The organism is Clostridium sp. NSJ-145 (assembly GCF_021044725.1).
Taxonomy (GTDB): domain Bacteria; phylum Bacillota; class Clostridia; order Clostridiales; family Clostridiaceae; genus Clostridium; species Clostridium disporicum_B.
In genome coordinates this window covers 77,239-95,410 of record NZ_JAJNOS010000015.1, presented here as the reverse complement: position 1 = coordinate 95,410, position 18,172 = coordinate 77,239, and the positions used below count along the sequence as shown (strand labels likewise).

Sequence of the window (18,172 nt, the reverse complement as noted above, 5' to 3'; positions counted from 1 at the left end):
CACCCCGAAGGGATCAACTCGCTCGACTTGCATGTGTTAGGCATGCCGCCAGCGTTCGTCCTGAGCCAGGATCAAACTCTCAATAAAAAGTTTAATCTGTTGCTCAAATTACTTTGAGTTTATAAATGTAACAACGCTACTACGTTGTAAGTTCGATTTTCTAAATTAAAATTTAGAATCTCACTTAAAAACTCTCAAAAGAATTGCTGGATTTATTTTAACTATATTCTGTTCAATTTTCAAAGACCATATTTTGTTATCGCTTCAAGCGACTTTCTTATCTTACCACTTACTAACTATTATGTCAATACTTTTTTTAATAAGTTTTAACTTAATTGAAGTTAGAAGCTTTATTATTCTTGGAAGCGCTGCTCCCTAAGAACATAATCTATAATATCACCTTGATAAATATAAATATATCTTAATTTATCCTATTATTAAGTTTATTTTTATATTTCTCTGTTTTTCTACATTTTTAGTCTTTTTTCGACTATTGATACACCAGGATAAGTTATTCATTTTATATTCTATTTTATTACATATGTTGTATTTTTTATTTATAATGTACATTTATATTTCCACAAAAAAGAAGAGATTATTCATCTCTTCTCTAATATTTAAACATTTTTTATTACTCTTCTTATTCTGCTTACTACAGGGTCTGCCACAGTTCCTATTATTATTTGTACATTATTTTTTCCTAATCTTATTATTTCTGTAGCACCTATCTGTTTTAGCTTTGATTTCTCTACCTTATTACTATCCTTTAATTGCAACCTTATTCTAGTAATACACGAATCAACATGTTCGATGTTATTTTTTCCTCCAACTGCGTCTATAATACATTCTGCAATTTTATCTAGCTTAGACCTTAATGGTTTAATAGCTACCTCTTTATCTTCTAATTTATTAACATTTACCTCCTCTTTTTCTTTACATTCTTCAATATTATCATCATCCTCGTCTCTTCCAGGAGTCTTTAAATCAAATTTAGTTATACAGAAATAGAAAATTATAAAATAAATAACTCCCATAACCACTCCTACCAATATTAACAAGATAGGTCTCTCTGCCAAATTAAAATTTAATAAGTAATCTATAAATCCAGCAGAAAAAGAATAACCAGCCCTAATTCCTAAAAATGATGTAACAGCTAATGATAATCCTGTTAAAATAGCATGTATCAGAAATAACCCAGGGGCTAAAAACAAAAAAGAAAATTCAATAGGTTCTGTTATTCCTGTTAAAAATGATGTAAAAGCTATACTTACCAACATACCTGTAACTGCTTTTCTTCTATCTTTTTTAGCTGCTAAAATCATTGCCAAACATGCTGCCGGTAGAGCAAACATCATTATAGGAAAGAATCCTGTTTGAAATATACCAGCTGTTGGATCTCCACTTAAAAATCTAACCATATCTCCAGTAACAACTTCACCATTTGCAGTAGTAAATTCTCCAAATTGAAACCAAAATATTGAGTTTAGTGCATGATGAAGCCCAAAAGGTATTAATAATCTATTTAAAAAACCAAATATAAATGCTCCTATTATTCCAGATGTAGCTATCGTATTACCAAAGGAATTTATACTCTCTTGTATATTAGGCCAAATACCACCAAATACTAATCCTAATAATAACATTACAAAAGATGTTACAATAGGAACAAACCTTTTTCCTCCAAAGAATCCTAGAAATTGAGGTAATCTTATCTCTTTATATTTATTATATAGTAATCCTGCAACTATTCCCGCAATCATTCCGGCTAAAACTCCCATATCAATTATACTACTACCTTGATATAACTGATCAGCAAAACTATACGTCACATTTGTAAACACAAAATATCCAATAGCTCCAGCTAAGCCTGCACTTCCATTATTATCATCTGCTAATCCAACAGATATACCTATTGCAAATAATAAATTCATTTGATTTATTACTGCTTCTCCTGCAGCAACCATCCACGGTATACCATTTCCTCCAAACAAGTTAGGTCCCCATACATCTGCTTTACCTAATCTCAACATCAATGCCGCTACAGGTAGAGCCGCAATAGGTATCATAATAGCTTTTCCTAATAGTTGAAAAAAGTTTAATAACTTATTAATTTTACTTCCCATAATAACGTTACCTCATTATTTATAGTTTTATCTTTAGAATTACCTCTTCTAATTATTCATATAAAAAAGGCGTAGTTTAGCTAACTACACCTTATTTTATCATTTACTTTTCACAAATTACATATCGTTACTAGTTTTACATAACAATTTAAATTCATCTGCTACAAATTGTACTTGTGTTCCAATTATAACTTGTATGCTTGTTTTTCCTGGTCTTATAATCCCACTTACACCTGCTGATTTAATAATTTTTTCATTTACCTTTGTATTATCTCTAATTTCTAAACGTAATCTTGTAATACAGTTATCTACTGAAACTATATTTTCAGCTCCACCTAAACCTTCTAATATAGTAGATGCAATTTCTGTATAGTTATTGTTTGAAAGCTTAACTTCTACTTCATCTTCGCTTTCTTCTTCCCTTCCAGGAGTCTTTAAGTTAAACTTAGTAATTGCAAATCTGAATGTTATATAGTAAATTACTGAAAATACTAATCCAACCGCTAATAGTATTATTGGATTTTCAGCCATTGGAGCTTTGAAACTTAAAATGTAGTCAACTAAACCAGCACTGAAGTTAAATCCAGCTCTTGTTGGTAATAATGTACATACAAATGCTGATATACCTGTTAATCCAGCATGAAGAACGTATAGTCCTGGCGCTAAGAACATAAATGCGAATTCTAATGGTTCTGTAACTCCTGTAAAGAATGAACCTACTGCTGCTGCTAATAATAAACCATAAACAGCTTTTTTCTTATTGTCTTTAGCTGTATGATACATAGCTAAAGCTGCTGCTGGAAGACCAAACATCATAACCGGGAAGAATCCAGTCATATACATACCAACTACTCCATAAGTACCTGTTCCAGCCCAGAAGTTACCTAAATCATTTATTCCAGCTACATCAAACCAGAATACTGAGTTAAGTGCATGGTGAAGTCCTGTTGGTATTAATAATCTATTTAAGAATGCATAAATTCCTGAACCGATTGCTCCTGTTGAAACTATTGATTTCCCAAATGATACTAGTGCTCCGTAAACTACAGGCCATACAAATAATAATACTAGTGCAGCAATTATTGATGCTCCTGCTGTCACTATAGCAACACATCTCTTACCACTGAAGAATGATAATGCTGCTGGTAACTTAGTTCCTTTAAACTTATTATAAGCTGTAGCACCAATTACTCCAGATAATATACCTGTAAATTGAGTTGCTATTTTACCAAAAGCAGCTGGAACTTCTGCAACATCTATCCCTTTAAGCATTGCTACTGATTCCGGTGCTAATAATGTAGTTATCATTAACCATGAAACAAGACCTGCTAATCCAGCTGTGCCATCATTATCATCTGACATACCAACCGCAACCCCTATTGCAAATAATATACCCATGTTATCTATTAGTGCACTACCAGCTTTTATTAAAAATGCTGCTGCTGCACTATTTGCTCCCCATCCTGATGGATCCATCCAATAACCGATACCCATTAAGATGCTTGCAACTGGTAACGCTGCAACGGGAAGCATTAAAGATTTACCTAATTTTTGAAAATACTTCATCATAATAAATTATCCTCCTATTTTTTATATTATTTAAATATTAAATGCTCCAACAAAGTTATTCTTTTAATTTTAAGCAATAAAAAAAGCTGAAAAGAATATAGAAATATCCTCTTCAGCTAATGCCCCTATTTATTGGTTACACGCTTCATATTTAAATGTTATTAAATTTATATTAGTTATTTTATATTTTAATTCAACATTTGTCAACGATTTCAGATAAATATTTTTATTCTTTTTGCATTGACACCATTATTTTGAATATATATAATAAAATTAAAATATGTTACTGTTAAATCAGGCATAAGTTTTTCTTGTTAGATTAAACTTATGCCTTTTATTTTTATAATAATAATTTGCTTTGAGAAAGGAAGTGACTTCCTGATTTATTCAGGAAATAATATGGCTAATTTTTTTAAGAATTTATTTAAGTCAAAATCAAAAGTTGAAGAAGCTCCAAAGAACTTTTTAGTTGCAGCTGCAACAGGAAATGCAATTCCACTATCAGAAGTTCCAGACCAAGTTTTCGCACAAAAACTAGCAGGTGATGGAATGGCTATAATGATCACTGGAGACACTGTAGTTGCTCCTGCTGATGGAGAATTATCTTTAGTATTCAAAACTAAGCATGCTTTCGCTATGACTTTAGAAAATGGACTTGAAATATTAGTTCATATCGGAGTAGATACTGTTAGCTTAAACGGTGAAGGTTTCGAACAATTAGCAGAACAAGGAACAAAAGTAAAAGCTGGTACTCCAATAATAAAAATAGATAGAGAGTTTATATTAAGCAAAGGATTATCTTTAGCTACTCCAGTATTAATAACTAATGTAGATGCTGCTAAATCAATAACTCCTGTTGAATCTGGTTCAGTTGTTGCTGGAGAAACTGCAGTAGTAAATTTTGAAGTTTAATTTTAAATATAAAAAAAGCTAAGTTTTACTTAGCTTTTTTTATGTCTCAATAGAAACCCTAAATCGTTCAATATGCATTGCTAAATAAGCAACTTCATCTTCAGTAACTTCTTTTTCTAATTCTTCTTCAATAAATTTAGATACTTCTTGGGCTATTTTGTATGCAAGTGGATATACATTCCTTATAACACCAACTAAATCATTCTTCAATCTTTTATCTGTAAGTATTCTTTCTATTGCAAATCTTATATGAGTTACAAACCTAGCATAATCTAATGACTTTTTATCAATCTCTATATTTAAGCAATCTTCAATATACTCTATTACAGTATTACTTAAATAACTATATTTTATAGTATTAGATAATTTGCCACTATTTCTAGCTGAATGAATATGTAAAGTAATAAAACCTAATTCACCATCAGGAAAACTAACCTTATAAGCATCATATATTTTTTCTGCAAATATTTTTGATAGTTCGAACTCTTTAGCATATAGTGTTTCTATCTCCACTATGAATGGATTTTCTATATCTTCACCTTTTTTAATTCTTCTTATAGCAAGCGCTAAATGATCTATTAAGCTTATATGAATTGATTCATTTAATTCTTCACCTAACTTATCAGAAACTTCTCTTATAGCTTCTTCACATAAACCAATAAAACTTTTATCAATCCTATTAATGACCCCTTTAAGATTTTCTTGATTTTGTTCATTTTCAATAGTAAATATTTTATCTACTTCTAAAGCAGCTTCTAATATTTGGCCAAACTTTTTGTTAAATCCAATCCCTCTACAAAATAGTATTTTCTCAACTGACTTATCTCTAACTAGTATAATATTGTTATTTAAAACTTTACTTACTATCGTATCATTTGTTAAAACTATTCCCATTTACATACTCTCCTATAATACTATAACTATATTATCTTATAAAAAGTTATGTGATCTCTCCAGCTACCATTAATATATAAATAGTTTTTGTTTAATCCAACCTCTTCAAACCCACAAGATAATAATACTCCCTTAGATCTAACATTATCAGTAAGGATTGAAGCTTCTAATCTATGTAAATCTAAATAATTCTTAGCATATTCTAAAGCTAGATTTACAGCTTCCTTCATATACCCTTTACCTTCATACTCTTTGTCTATTGAGTATCCAACTATTCCGTTCTTAAATACCCCATAAACAACATTAGAAATCTTTATTTTCCCTATAAGCTTATCATCTTTATATATTCCTAAATCACTACCTGCTCCTGTCATTAATTGTCTATAGCTCTCTAGCAATATTTCTTTCTGTACCTCATACGTGTAAAAGCTACTATCTCTAGTTGGCTCAAAATTTTTTAAATGATCTTTATTTCTTATGTAATATTCAGTAAGCTCTTCTGCATCATCAGGAGTAAAATTTCTTATTTTAATATTACGTCCTTTTAATTCTACTATAGTATTTCTACTACAATTAATATATTCATTTCTATTTATACCTAACCCTAATTCATCTTGGAAATTTCCCTTTATGAAAAGATTATCTGTAAATATTGCTTCTAAAGTAAATCCCATATCTAAAAAAGGACTTAAATTGGTATTTTCATTCACTATAAAATTCGCCTTAAATATATCATTATCTTTAAATATAGCTTTTAATATTGACTTTATTGCATCTTTTAATAAATCATAGTTTTTATCTCTATAAAACTTTAACTTTACATTGCATTTTTTATTTTCTTTGTCTAATTCAACTATTGTAAATCTGCCTATAAGTATTTTATCTTTATCTTTAATAACATAATCATTTAATGTTCCATTAACTAGCTCAATATATATTTCCTTTTGGTTTTCCATAGTAAATCTCCTAAAAATTAGTTATCTTATCCTATTATACAAATAAATTTATCTAAAACTCAACTAACATTATAATCAAATTTTATTTATATTAACTTTAATTCAATTTGTAATATATATTTTTTCATAATAATATATTTTATTAAAATAATTATACAGGATGTGAGCTTATATTTAAATTTATAAAGAAAATATTTAAGAAATTTCACTTTAAAAAACTACTTATATTTTCATTAGTAATATTATCATTAGGAATTTTTTTAGGATTTAGATATTCATATAAACTAAAAAACATAGGTTCTTTTCTAAATATATATAAAGATGTTACTATACTAACCGAAGAAACCTTAGTTAATGAAGTTAAAACTGTAAATAAACTCATTCCTTTAGAAGTCGAATTAAGCCAGAGTGTATTAATAGACAAAAGTTTTTTTGATTTAGATATATTCAAAAAATGTAAAACTATAACGTTTTTCGCTAACTGCTCTTATTCCGTAGATTTTTCTAATATTACCACCAAAGATATAATTTTAGATAATTCAAATAAACATATTACTATATCTATTACATCTCCTGAGATTTTTAGCATTAATATAGATGAAACTAAAACAAGATATTCTGATCCTGAATTAGGCTTATTGAGATTTGGTGATATTCAACTATCCTCTGAAGAATTTGGAGATTTGAGAACAAAGCTTTATGATGAGTTTAAAATAATGATGAATAGCAAATCATTAAAGGATCAAGCTATTTCAAATACTAAATCTTCTCTTGAAAAAATTATTTATAATCTAATAGGAGAAAAATATACAATAGATGTTAATGTTACTAACTAAACTTATAGGTTAAAAGCTGACTTAATCGATATAAAAATGCTACTATTTATAGTGAGGAAAAGTTAACTAACATTAAAATAAAAAGTATTAGTATATATGCTTTTCACTACTAGATAGGCAATATCTTTCCTATCCAGTAGTGATTTTTTTCCTTTGATGTAGTCAAACTTTCCCCAAAGTGATTTGCACTTTATTTATTTATTTATTTATTTATTCCAACTAAATCTTTTATTACTTCTCCTGCAATTATCATTCCAGCTACTGGTGGAACAAATGGCATACTACCTGGAGTTTGTCTTTTACCTGATGGAACAGCATCACCTTTATCTGGTGTCATTGGCATTTCCTCAGAATAAACTACCTTTAACTTTTTAACACCTCTCTTTTTAAGCTCTGATCTCATAACCTTAGCAAGAGGGCATACCTTTGTCTTAAATACATCTGTAACTCTAAATTGACTTGGGTCCATTTTATTTCCTGTTCCCATAGAGCTCATAATTTTTATATTATTTTCATAACAATACTTAGCTAAAGCTAACTTTGATGTTACAGTATCTATAGCATCAACTACATAATCAACATCACTTGGTATTATTTCCTCAAGATTATCAGCTGTTAAAAATACTTGTTTTGCTTCTACTTTACAGTCTGGATTAATCGATAAAACTCTTTCTTTCATAGCTTCAACTTTTATCATACCAACAGTATTACGTGTAGCATGAATTTGTCTATTTAAATTTGAAATACATATTGTATCATTATCTACCAAAATTAAATTTCCTACCCCAGCTCTAGTTAGTGCTTCTACTACAAAGCTTCCTACTCCACCAACACCAAATACTATTACCTTAGATTTAGCTAATGTATCTAATCCTTCATTTCCTATAAGTAATCCGGTTCTACATACTGGACTTAATGACATCGTCTTACTCTCCTTTGTGTATTATTTTTTACTATTTTAGACCATAATACTTTCATATACAATGTTTTTTTCTTACAATAACAAAAGATATTATTTAAATTTAATAGAAAGCTACTAAAAATTTAAAATAACCATTATAATATTCGTAGACTAATATTGTTTTAAATTATATTATAGGAGGACTTATTATGGTATTAGGTATAATAGGCGCTATGTCTGAAGAATTAGAAATTCTTTTAAAAGATATGAGCTTAGAAGATGTTCAAGTTAAAGCAAATATGAAATTCCACAAAGGTATGCTATGGGGAAAAGAGGTTGTAGCTGTTGTTTGTGGTATAGGTAAGGTTAATGCAGCAATATGTACTCAAATTCTTGCATCTGAATATAATGTTTCAGCAGTTATCAATGTTGGTGTTGCTGGTGGTATAGGAAAAGATATATATCCTGGAGATGTAGTTATAGCTGAAAACTTAGTTCAATACGATATGGATACAACAGCCTTTGGAGATCCTATGGGGCAAATCCCAAGATTAGATACATTTGATTTCAAATGTGATGCTAAACTTATAGAAACTGCTAAAGCTGCTTGTGAAGAAGCTACAGATTTTAAAACTTTCTCTGGAAGAATAGTTTCTGGTGATATGTTCGTTGCTTCTATAGACAAAATCAAATGGCTTGAAGCTGAATTTGGAGCTTTAGCTTGTGAAATGGAAGGAGCAAGTATAGCTCACGTTTGTTACTTAAACAAAATACCATTTGTAGTTATTAGATCAATATCTGATAATGCAAATAACGGAGCTCATATGGACTTTGAAAAATTCACACCTATCGGAGTTAAGAATTCTACATTTATATTAAAGTCAATGATAACAAAACTTTAATTTAGTTAAAACCGACAAGTGATAAATTAAATGATTAAAGTCAGCATTGCTGACTTTAAAAATATTTTTTCTAAAACTGCATAAGCAGTTTTTTTATTTACTTGTCACTGTTAACTTGTTATTTACCACTAATTAAACTTGTGTATAAAAATTCCGCTCCTTGGCTTTGGCTCAAACCATGTTGATTTTGGCGGCATAATTCCACCTTCATCTGCAATGCTCATAATATCGCTCATCTCAATAGGATATAACGAGAAACTAACAGCCATATCTGTATCAGCCCTTTTTTCTAACTCCTTAAGCCCTCTTATTCCTCCAATAAATTCAATTCTATCTGACTTTTTAGGGTTATCTATTCCTAAGATAGGAGCTAGTATATTATTTTGAAGAATTGATACATCTAATTCCTCACTCTTTACCTTTTCATTTATTATTTCTCTATTAGCTTCGAGTATATACCACTCTTTATCAATATACATACCAAATGTGTGCTTTCTCTCTGGCGATACTGGCTTATTGTTATCAGATTTTTTAATTTTAAATTTTTTAGATACCTCTTCTAAAAATTCTTTCTTAGTGTATCCATTTAAATCTTTTATCGTTCTATTATAATCTAATATATTTACCTCACTGTCAGGGTAGGCTATAGCTAAAAAATAATTTATTTCATCATTAAAATTATCTTTATTATTATTTTTTTTATTTTCCATAGCAACTCTAGCTGCAGCTTCTATCCTATGATGTCCATCTGCAATATATAAATTTTCTATATTATAAAATGATTCCGTTATATATTTTATATCATCTTTGTTATCAATTTTCCAAACAACATGAGTTATATTATCATCAGCTACAAAATTATATATAGGATTAAGTTTAATATATTTATTTATAATATCTGTTATAGACTTATTTTCTCTATAAACCAAAAATATAGGCCCTGTATGAGCATTGCAATATTTTATATGCTTTACTCTGTCTATACCTTTATCATCCCTTATATTTTCATGTTTTTTTATTTTATTTTCTATATACTCCTCTATAGATGCACATATAACTAATCCTGTTTGATTTTTTCCATTCATAATCTGCCTATAAATATAGAACATAGGCTCTTTATCTTGAATATATATTCCTTCTTTTATCATACTATCTAATAAATCTCTAGAACATTCATATACTCTATCATCATATTTGTATATGTCTTTAGATAGATTTACTTCCCCTCTATCAACTCTTAAAAAAGAGTACTTATTATCTTTTACTAACGCCCTAGCTTCTTCACTATTAACAACATCATATGGTGGAGCTGCCACATACTCAACTAAATCATTTACAGGTCTATATGCTCTAAAAGGTCTTATTATAGCCATGTTAATGTACCACTTCCTTCTAAAAAACTACTTTATATCAAAGAAATCTATTATTATATTTACTACCTCACTAGCTATTCTATCCTGCGCCTCTTTAGTTGATGCCCCAACATGAGGAGTTACGCTCACTCTCTTATGATTTATAAGCTTTTTATTTAATGTGGGCTCCTGCTCAAACACATCTATTCCTGCACCAGCCACTTTTCCATTATCTAAAGCCTCTACCAATGCCTCTTCATCTACTACCTTACCTCTTGCACAATTTATTAAATATACTCCATCTTTCATTAACTCAAATTCCTTCTTACCAATAAGACATCCTGTTTTCTTATCATAAGGAACATGTAATGAAATAAAATCAGATGTACTTAATAAATCTTCTAATGATTCAAACTTATAAGTAAGGTCATCATACTTACCTTCGATTGTGTAATACACCACATTCATACCAATTGCTGATGCTTTTTTAGCTAATGATCTTCCTATACGTCCCATTCCTATTATGCCCAGAGTTTTTCCTGCAAGCTCTACACCTTCATACTCTTTTTTATTCCAACTACCCATCCTCATAGTAAAATTTGAATCTGCCAAAAATCTAGCAACTGAAAACATATGAGCAATTGCAAGTTCTGCTACAGAATCTGAACTTGCATTAGGTGTATTTCTAACTTCTATCCCTAACTTATTGGCATAGGTCACATCTATATTATCTACTCCTACACCTGCTCTTATTATCAATTTAAGGTTACTTTTATTAGTTAAACTATCTAATATATCAGAGTCTATCTTAGTTGCCGATCTTATTGTAATAACATCAAAATCCTTTAAAATATTTTTCAATTCTTCCTTACTATAATGATAATTAGTAACTTCAATCCCCAATAGTTTCAAATTATCAATAGCCTCTTGTTTTAAGCCGTCATTTGTTAATACTTTAATCATATAATTCCCCCCCTTTTATCTACAATTGCAAGCTATTTCAATTGTAATATATCATTTATATGACTTAGTAATTCATTTATATCTTCAACTGTACAGTCAGCCATGTGAGCTATTCTAAATGTTTTTTCTTTTAAATCCCCATATCCATTAGAAATTTGGAATCCTCTTCTGCCTAATTCCTTATTTAAATTTGCTACACTTATATTTCTATTATTTTTAATAGTAGTTAAAGTATTTGATATATATCTCTCATCTGGAAATAACTCAAAATATTTTTTTCCCCACTCTCTAACTACATTTGCCATTTCAATATGCCTTGCAAATCTATTTTCTAGTCCTTCTACATTTAAAATATAATCTAATTGATAATCAAGTGCATACATATGTGAAATTGATGGTGTTGATGGATATTGATAATCCTTCTTTTTAATATATTTATATAAAGCTAATAAATCCAAGTATGTTCCTCTAAATTTAACCTTCTCAGCATTTTTTATTGCTTTATCAGAAAAAGTACATATTGCCATTCCAGGTGGCAATCCTATGGCTTTTTGAGTTGAAGTTATACATATATCTATTCCATATTTGTCTACCTCAATTTTACTTCCAGCTGCAGAGCTTACTGCATCAACAGCAAATACAACCTCTGGATATTTTTTAACCACCTCTGAAATTTCTTCGATTGGATTCATTATCCCTGTAGAAGTTTCATTATGAGTTACTGTTAAAAAATCATATTTCCCTGTAGATAAAGCTTTATCTATCTCATTAACATTTAAAGCCTTCCCTTTATCCACTTCATAAATATCTGCAGGAACATTATTGCTCACAGCCATTTCGTACCATCTTTTCCCAAAGGCTCCAACAGAAAATACAGCTGCTCTTTTTGCTGTACAAGACCTTATAGCTCCTTCCATAAGTCCACTTCCAGATGTGGTGGATAATAATATTTCACTTTCTGTATAAAATAACTTTCGCATTTTATCGCTTATAGATTTTTGTAATTCTGATGCTTCCTTACTTCTATGCCCAATCATAGGAGTGGCCATCTTTTCCAATACTTCTTTTTTAACTTCTACTGGTCCAGGTATAAAAAGTTTCTTGTGCATTTTCTGCCTCCTTTTCTTTTATATAATCTTATTTTTATTATAATATTTATATTAATTAATTATTGTTCCTATGAAATATTGTCAATAAAAAAAATCCTATGTTTCCACATAAGATTTATTTAATATCTATTCCTCATCAAAAATTAATACTGATTCTGTTTCTCTACAATATTTAACACATATACATTGACCTAAATGTCTAGGGCACTTATAACATACACATCCATCACCTTTTCCATCACAAGTCCCTTTCTTAAGTTCAGGGCAATATGCACAATTAACTCCATTTCCAGCTGCCATAAACATTCCTCCTTTTTGTATTTCTTAAAAAGCTAAATTTATTATTAACTCTAAATCTACTCTTATAACTTTATATAAGCATTGTATTTCTCTTAAGATTATATAATTTTAAATTATAACTTACAAGAATTTACACGTATATTTATATATTCATTGGATAAATTAATATCATAAATAATCATCATATATGATGATTATTTATGATAATGGGTGTAAGCGGATGTAGTGCTTACACCCTGATTTTTTTATAGTAACACTTTTTATATTACTCCATAAAATGCTTATATAAGAGCTTTTCACTCATTGGCAATTCAAAATATTCTAACTCCCATCTATGAAACTACAGGGAACCTATCCAAAATAGGTTCCCTGTAGTTTTAAAAAAACAACTTAAATATTATTAAAAATATTATCCCTGGTATTCCTAAAAATCCAGCAATAAGTGCTGTCACAGGGTTTATTACTAAAGAAAAATTAAAATATGCACCTATGTAGTTGGTTAGGTATAATAATACTATCCCAACTAGTCCATTTATAAGTATCTTTATCGGCCACTTAAGTAACTTTATAACCAAAAATAATAAAGCTAAACCTACTAGTCCGTAAATAATAAGTTCCATATCCATAATATAACCTCCATATAATATTACACAATTAATATTATGCTATATTATACCAGTTTATATGTTATATTTCTATAATTTCTCCATATTCTTCCTTGGCAATGCTAAATAAATAATCAAATCTTTTTTTAGCAGCTGTTTCTTTATATATTGCTGCTTCTATAAGTCTAGGATCGTTAGTATTATTAAATAGACTTTCAGCAGCTTCCATTTCATTAATTGTTTCTCTTAACTCTGTTAATATCTGCTGACTTATACGTTCTTCCTTTTCATATTTAATTAACAGAAAATCTAATATATTCTTTTTAATCATAGAACCTCCTAAAAATATTTTTACTTGTTATTATTAACATTATTAGTAAATTCTATTCATAATACTTAACTTAAATACATTTAAAACTCCCTAAATGAATTTTCAGCTTCATAATATACCTATAAAAATAAAGTTGAAATAATATATATATGTAAACTTATCACTGGATATTATCTAGAACTTTATTATTTATGTAATAAAAATTACGTTAAAAAATTTTACTTTTCTGAGCCTAAGCTAGTTCTAATCCTTTAGTAATTTTTATGAGATAAATGATAAAAATTCTTATATTATCAAGTCAGTGCTTAATTATATATATTGTTTCAACTTTTATATTCTAAGTACTTCTATATTTCTTTTCTTCCTTCTAGTGCTTTTGAAAGTGTAACTTCATCAGCGTACTCTAAGTCCCCACCAACCGGTAGACCAGATGCTATTCTTGTAACCTTAATATCTAAAGGTTTAAGTATTCTTGATATATACATAGCAGTAGCTTCACCTTCTACATTAGGGTTAGTAGCTATTATAACCTCTTTTACATCAGCACTCATTCTTGCAACAAGTTCTCTTAATTTTATATCTTGTGGCCCTCTTCCTTGCATTGGAGAAAGATTTCCATGAAGAACATGATAACTTCCGTTAAACTCTTTAACCTTCTCCATAGTCATTATATCCTTTGGTTGCTCCACTACACATATGACATTCTTATCTCTGCTTGGATTTGAACATATTGCACAAGGATCTTTATCTGTAAAGTTTCCACATATAGAACAATATTTTATTGTTCCTCTAGCCTTAACTAATGCATCTGCAAATTCTTTTACCTCTTCTTCTGGCAAATTTAATATATGTAATGTTAACCTTTGAGCAGTCTTTTGACCAATGCTTGGCAACTTTGCAAATTCTTCAATTAATTTTTCTATGGCAACTGGATAAAAGTCCATATTACTCCTCCTTCCTTTGTTTTAAATCATAAATTTTAACTTTCAGTTAAGTTCGATTAACAAAATCCTAGATTTTGAATCTAAATGAAACTCACTATTCACTACGTTCATAGGAGTAAGTTCGATTAACAAAATCGCAGATTTTGAGTCTCACTTAATTTATAAGGCATACAAAGATTTTACTTTGTATGCCTCTAATATATATTAAAACATTCCCGGTATATTCATTCCACCAGTTAATTTACCCATTTTGTTAGCTGTTTCTTCTTCAGCTTTCTTTAATGCTTCATTAACTGCGCTAAGTACTAAATCTTCTAACATTTCTACGTCATCTGGATCTACTACTTCTTCTTTAATTTTTATTGAAAGAACTTCCTTCTTACCATTAACTTTAACTAATACAGCTCCGCCTCCAACTGAAGCTTCGAATTCTTTTTCTTCTAACTCTTGTTGAGCTTGAGCCATTTCTTTTTGAAGCTTTTGAGCTTGCTTCATTAGGTTATTTATGTTTCCTCCACCGAAACCACCTGGGAATCCACCTCTTGCCATAACATATCCTCCTTGAAATAAAAATATATTCTTTATTATATATTATTTTAAAATATTTTACTATAAGCGATAATCTAAAAATATAATTCTAAATGACTCTTATTCATCTATAATATCAACCAAATCTGCGCCAAATGTTTCTACTAATATATCTTCTGTACGCTTTTCACCTTTATTTTCTTCTTCTACAATAAAATTAACTTTAACCTCTTCTCTTAATACTTCTGAGAATATATCATTAATCACGCTTTTGTATTCAGCCTTATCTAATCTATCTTTACTTAACTTATAATCACTATCAAATTGAATAGTTACTATTCCCTTTGAGCAAGCTACAGGTCTTCCAGTTAATATAGAAGCATATATTATCATAGCTCTTCTAGCCTTAAATCTATCTAATATATCTTTCCAAGCCTTTTGAACGTCATTAATACTTAATGTAGAATTACTATTTCCACCTTGAATATTCTGAGAAGTAGAACTAAGTTGTTTGTTAACTGCTTTATTAGCAACAATTTGCTTTGTATTTGCTATTTCACTTTTGACACCTTCAGTTGCCACAACTTTAATATTACCACTCTTTAAATTTTCTTCTAATTTATTTAATCTTGATAATATTACTTCATTAGATGTATCATATTCTATTTTACACATTTTTATTATAGCCAATTCTAAATATAATCTTGCTTGTTTGCTTAATTTTGCATTTCCCTCAGCTTCTTGAAGTATTCTTATACATCTCATTATTTCTTCAGCTCTTAATCTTGCAGACTGCTCTTTGATAAGTGCTATATTTTCTTCTGACATATCTAATACTTCTTCTGGATTATTAGTTACTTTTGCCATAAGTAAATTTCTATAATGAGATATTAAATCTTTTATAAACAAATAAATGTCTTTTCCTGAAAAAACTACATCCTCTATTACTCCTATAGCCTTCTCAACACTTCTCTGAATAATAGCATTTGTTAAATTAAATAAATGCTCATTTGTTACTAGGCCTAGCATACCTATTAAAGTGTCATATTGAACATTCCCATTTCCCATAGAAATTGCTTGATCTAATATACTTAAAGAATCTCTCATTGCTCCATCAGAAATTCTTGCAATTAAGTTCAAACTTTTATCGTCAGCCATAACACCTTGTTCTGTAACTATCTTTCTAAGTCTATCTGTTATATCACTATTACTTATTCTCTTAAAATCAAATCTTTGACATCTTGAAAGGATAGTTATAGGAAGTTTCTGAGGATCTGTTGTTGCCAAAATAAATATTACGTTACTTGGTGGTTCTTCTAATGTTTTTAAGAAAGCATTAACAGCCCCAGCTGAAAGCATATGAACCTCGTCCATTATATATACCTTAAATCTAGTTTCTTGAGGTGGATATTTAACATCATCTATAATATCTCTAATCTTATCTACCCCATTATTTGAAGCTGCATCTAATTCTGTAACATCTATTGCTAACCCCTCATTTATCTTTTTACACATTTCACATTCATTACAAGGCTCTCCATCTTTAGGATTTAAACAATTTAACGCTTTTGCAAAAACCTTCGCAGTTGATGTCTTTCCTGTACCTCTTGTTCCACAAAAAAGATACGCATGAGCTATTCTATTATTTAAAATTTGATTTTTTAATGTAGTTGTAATATGTTCTTGCCCTACTACATCATAAAACGTTTTAGGTCTCCATTCTCTATATAAAGCAGTATATGCCAAGGGATTCACCTCATTTTATCTCTATTTAATCTACTTTTATTATACCCAATATTTATTAATAGTTAAAGATTTTTCCCTAATCCAAAATTTAAACATCTACTTTATTTAAAACTAGTCTTAAAAAACATTAACAGATAGCAAAAAGCCCATATGCATAATTATTAATTTTTATGCATACAATCTTTCTTATCTCAAATTTTTATAGTTATTTTTTTAACATTATAATGTTATTTATATCCAAGTTTATGTTATTAAATTAACTTTTTGTGTTTCTTTTTATATTTGTTTATTAATAATTATTCTTAATATTAACTATGCTATAATGATATTAAAATAGATTTTCGAGGTGAACCTATGACTAAAAACTTTATATCAAAAACAGATGAATTATTTAAAAATACATTAAACGAAATTCTTACAAACGGAACAAGTACAGAAGGTCACAAAATAAGACCTAAATATAAAGATGGGACTCCTGCTCATACACTATATATAAACCAAGTTGTTGAAAAGTACGATATATCTAAAGAAGAACTTCCTATTACTACTTTAAGACCTACAGCATGGAAATCAGCTATCAAAGAAATTCTATGGATATATCAAGACCAAAGCAATGACTTATCAGTATTAGAAGAAAAATACGGAATTATGTGGTGGAGAGACTGGGAAGTAAATAACTCTAATACAATAGGCCAAAGATATGGTGCTACTGTTAGAAAATATGATCTAATGAACAAATTACTAAAAGGATTAAAAAATGAACCTTACACTAGAAGACATATTATAGATTTATATCAATATTCAGATTTCGAAGAAACTGAAGGATTACATCCTTGTGCTTTTCTTACTGTGTGGTCTGTTAGAGGAGAATTCCTTGATGTAACCCTTCATCAAAGAAGTTCTGATTATTGTGTTGCAGGTCATGTTAACAAAGTTCAATATGTAGCGTTAATGATGATGGTAGCTAGACACGTTGGATTAAAGCCTGGAGTATTTATGCACGTTGTAGATAACCTACATATTTATGATAGACATATAGAACAGGCTAAAGAATTAATCTCTAGAACACCTAGTGATAAACAACCTAAGTTAATACTTAAAGAAGGTAAAACAAACTTCTATGACTTCACAATCGATGATTTTGAAATGGTAGATTATGAGCCAGTTAAACCACAACTAAAATTTGAATTGGGGATATAAT

18 protein-coding genes and 1 rRNA gene are annotated in these 18,172 nt (G+C 29.1%); 4 read left to right on the top strand and 15 right to left on the bottom strand.

Annotated elements, in window-relative coordinates:
• From LQE93_RS13595 to nagE (LQE93_RS13585), 3 genes are all read right to left on the bottom strand, one after another.
• Positions 1–87, bottom strand: a 16S ribosomal RNA gene (locus LQE93_RS13595); the annotation flags it as partial.
• Between the two features lie 530 nt (positions 88–617).
• The gene (gene nagE / locus LQE93_RS13590; RefSeq protein ID WP_231074006.1) at positions 618–2,123 is read right to left on the bottom strand and encodes an N-acetylglucosamine-specific PTS transporter subunit IIBC; all 1,506 of its coding nucleotides are present in this window, start codon (positions 2,121–2,123) and stop codon (positions 618–620) included.
• Positions 2,124–2,240: 117 nt separating this feature from the next.
• The gene (gene nagE / locus LQE93_RS13585; protein WP_231074005.1) at positions 2,241–3,692 is read right to left on the bottom strand and encodes an N-acetylglucosamine-specific PTS transporter subunit IIBC; all 1,452 of its coding nucleotides are present in this window, start codon (positions 3,690–3,692) and stop codon (positions 2,241–2,243) included.
• A gap of 399 nt (positions 3,693–4,091) precedes the next feature.
• On the opposite strand from nagE (LQE93_RS13585), the gene LQE93_RS13580 reads away from it, so the two are divergent.
• On the top strand, positions 4,092–4,604 hold the full coding sequence (locus tag LQE93_RS13580) for a PTS sugar transporter subunit IIA (RefSeq protein WP_055266675.1): 513 nt from the start codon (positions 4,092–4,094) through the stop codon (positions 4,602–4,604).
• Between the two features lie 39 nt (positions 4,605–4,643).
• Here the strand turns inward: LQE93_RS13580 and LQE93_RS13575 are convergent, their stop codons facing one another.
• Together LQE93_RS13575 and LQE93_RS13570 are read right to left on the bottom strand one after the other, a co-directional pair.
• On the bottom strand, positions 4,644–5,498 hold the full coding sequence (locus LQE93_RS13575) for a PRD domain-containing protein (protein ID WP_231074004.1): 855 nt from the start codon (positions 5,496–5,498) through the stop codon (positions 4,644–4,646).
• A 26-nt stretch (positions 5,499–5,524) separates the two neighbouring features.
• A complete protein-coding gene (locus LQE93_RS13570) occupies positions 5,525–6,454 on the bottom strand; it encodes a GNAT family N-acetyltransferase (RefSeq protein ID WP_055266677.1) in 930 nt (309 codons plus the stop codon).
• Between the two features lie 170 nt (positions 6,455–6,624).
• On the opposite strand from LQE93_RS13570, the gene LQE93_RS13565 reads away from it, so the two are divergent.
• Positions 6,625–7,290 carry a DUF4230 domain-containing protein gene (locus LQE93_RS13565; RefSeq protein ID WP_084759021.1) on the top strand — a complete coding sequence of 222 codons (666 nt, stop codon included), beginning with the start codon at positions 6,625–6,627 and terminating at the stop codon, positions 7,288–7,290.
• Between the two features lie 202 nt (positions 7,291–7,492).
• Here the strand turns inward: LQE93_RS13565 and LQE93_RS13560 are convergent, their stop codons facing one another.
• Entirely contained in the window at positions 7,493–8,212 is a 720-nt protein-coding gene (locus LQE93_RS13560; protein ID WP_055266681.1) for a tRNA threonylcarbamoyladenosine dehydratase, read from the bottom strand.
• Between the two features lie 188 nt (positions 8,213–8,400).
• Between LQE93_RS13560 and LQE93_RS13555 the strand changes: the two genes are divergently transcribed.
• Complete coding sequence (locus LQE93_RS13555; RefSeq protein WP_055266683.1) at positions 8,401–9,093, top strand: 5'-methylthioadenosine/adenosylhomocysteine nucleosidase; 693 nt, start codon at positions 8,401–8,403, stop codon at positions 9,091–9,093.
• Between the two features lie 128 nt (positions 9,094–9,221).
• On the opposite strand, the gene LQE93_RS13550 is transcribed toward LQE93_RS13555, so the two are convergent.
• The 9 genes from LQE93_RS13550 to dnaX all read right to left on the bottom strand — a co-directional run bounded on the left by LQE93_RS13550 (position 9,222) and on the right by dnaX (position 16,971).
• The gene (locus LQE93_RS13550) at positions 9,222–10,466 is read right to left on the bottom strand and encodes a DUF1015 domain-containing protein (protein ID WP_055266685.1); all 1,245 of its coding nucleotides are present in this window, start codon (positions 10,464–10,466) and stop codon (positions 9,222–9,224) included.
• A 27-nt stretch (positions 10,467–10,493) separates the two neighbouring features.
• Complete coding sequence (locus LQE93_RS13545) at positions 10,494–11,408, bottom strand: D-2-hydroxyacid dehydrogenase (RefSeq protein ID WP_231074002.1); 915 nt, start codon at positions 11,406–11,408, stop codon at positions 10,494–10,496.
• Between the two features lie 32 nt (positions 11,409–11,440).
• Positions 11,441–12,517 carry a pyridoxal-phosphate-dependent aminotransferase family protein gene (locus LQE93_RS13540; RefSeq protein WP_055266689.1) on the bottom strand — a complete coding sequence of 359 codons (1,077 nt, stop codon included), beginning with the start codon at positions 12,515–12,517 and terminating at the stop codon, positions 11,441–11,443.
• Between the two features lie 126 nt (positions 12,518–12,643).
• Positions 12,644–12,817, bottom strand: a complete 174-nt coding sequence (locus tag LQE93_RS13535; protein WP_055266691.1) for a hypothetical protein — start codon at positions 12,815–12,817, stop codon at positions 12,644–12,646.
• A gap of 377 nt (positions 12,818–13,194) precedes the next feature.
• The gene (locus tag LQE93_RS13530) at positions 13,195–13,443 is read right to left on the bottom strand and encodes a pro-sigmaK processing inhibitor BofA family protein (RefSeq protein WP_055266693.1); all 249 of its coding nucleotides are present in this window, start codon (positions 13,441–13,443) and stop codon (positions 13,195–13,197) included.
• A 61-nt stretch (positions 13,444–13,504) separates the two neighbouring features.
• On the bottom strand, positions 13,505–13,753 hold the full coding sequence (locus LQE93_RS13525) for a DUF2508 family protein (protein ID WP_055266695.1): 249 nt from the start codon (positions 13,751–13,753) through the stop codon (positions 13,505–13,507).
• Positions 13,754–14,100: 347 nt separating this feature from the next.
• Positions 14,101–14,697, bottom strand: coding sequence for a recombination mediator RecR (gene recR, locus LQE93_RS13520; RefSeq protein WP_055266697.1), 597 nt, complete (start codon positions 14,695–14,697; stop codon positions 14,101–14,103).
• A gap of 204 nt (positions 14,698–14,901) precedes the next feature.
• Positions 14,902–15,246 carry a YbaB/EbfC family nucleoid-associated protein gene (locus LQE93_RS13515; protein ID WP_055266699.1) on the bottom strand — a complete coding sequence of 115 codons (345 nt, stop codon included), beginning with the start codon at positions 15,244–15,246 and terminating at the stop codon, positions 14,902–14,904.
• Between the two features lie 99 nt (positions 15,247–15,345).
• Positions 15,346–16,971 (bottom strand): DNA polymerase III subunit gamma/tau, encoded by a 1,626-nt coding sequence (gene dnaX, locus LQE93_RS13510; RefSeq protein WP_231074001.1) that lies wholly within the window; start codon positions 16,969–16,971, stop codon positions 15,346–15,348.
• A 354-nt stretch (positions 16,972–17,325) separates the two neighbouring features.
• Between dnaX and LQE93_RS13505 the strand changes: the two genes are divergently transcribed.
• A complete protein-coding gene (locus LQE93_RS13505; protein ID WP_231073999.1) occupies positions 17,326–18,171 on the top strand; it encodes a thymidylate synthase in 846 nt (281 codons plus the stop codon).
• Position 18,172: the final 1 nt, after the last annotated feature.

Coding starts and splice junctions, on each gene's coding strand:
- LQE93_RS13540 (WP_055266689.1), bottom strand. CDS start 12,517: ATGCACAAGAAACTTTTTATACCTGGACCAGTAGAAGTTAAAAAAGAA.
- LQE93_RS13575 (WP_231074004.1), bottom strand. CDS start 5,498: ATGGGAATAGTTTTAACAAATGATACGATAGTAAGTAAAGTTTTAAAT.
- LQE93_RS13530 (WP_055266693.1), bottom strand. CDS start 13,443: ATGGATATGGAACTTATTATTTACGGACTAGTAGGTTTAGCTTTATTA.
- LQE93_RS13545 (WP_231074002.1), bottom strand. CDS start 11,408: ATGATTAAAGTATTAACAAATGACGGCTTAAAACAAGAGGCTATTGAT.
- LQE93_RS13515 (WP_055266699.1), bottom strand. CDS start 15,246: ATGGCAAGAGGTGGATTCCCAGGTGGTTTCGGTGGAGGAAACATAAAT.
- LQE93_RS13555 (WP_055266683.1), top strand. CDS start 8,401: ATGGTATTAGGTATAATAGGCGCTATGTCTGAAGAATTAGAAATTCTT.
- LQE93_RS13570 (WP_055266677.1), bottom strand. CDS start 6,454: ATGGAAAACCAAAAGGAAATATATATTGAGCTAGTTAATGGAACATTA.
- LQE93_RS13505 (WP_231073999.1), top strand. CDS start 17,326: ATGACTAAAAACTTTATATCAAAAACAGATGAATTATTTAAAAATACA.
- LQE93_RS13525 (WP_055266695.1), bottom strand. CDS start 13,753: ATGATTAAAAAGAATATATTAGATTTTCTGTTAATTAAATATGAAAAG.
- LQE93_RS13580 (WP_055266675.1), top strand. CDS start 4,092: ATGGCTAATTTTTTTAAGAATTTATTTAAGTCAAAATCAAAAGTTGAA.
- recR (WP_055266697.1), bottom strand. CDS start 14,697: ATGGACTTTTATCCAGTTGCCATAGAAAAATTAATTGAAGAATTTGCA.
- LQE93_RS13535 (WP_055266691.1), bottom strand. CDS start 12,817: ATGGCAGCTGGAAATGGAGTTAATTGTGCATATTGCCCTGAACTTAAG.
- nagE (WP_231074006.1), bottom strand. CDS start 2,123: ATGGGAAGTAAAATTAATAAGTTATTAAACTTTTTTCAACTATTAGGA.
- LQE93_RS13550 (WP_055266685.1), bottom strand. CDS start 10,466: ATGGCTATAATAAGACCTTTTAGAGCATATAGACCTGTAAATGATTTA.
- nagE (WP_231074005.1), bottom strand. CDS start 3,692: ATGATGAAGTATTTTCAAAAATTAGGTAAATCTTTAATGCTTCCCGTT.
- LQE93_RS13560 (WP_055266681.1), bottom strand. CDS start 8,212: ATGTCATTAAGTCCAGTATGTAGAACCGGATTACTTATAGGAAATGAA.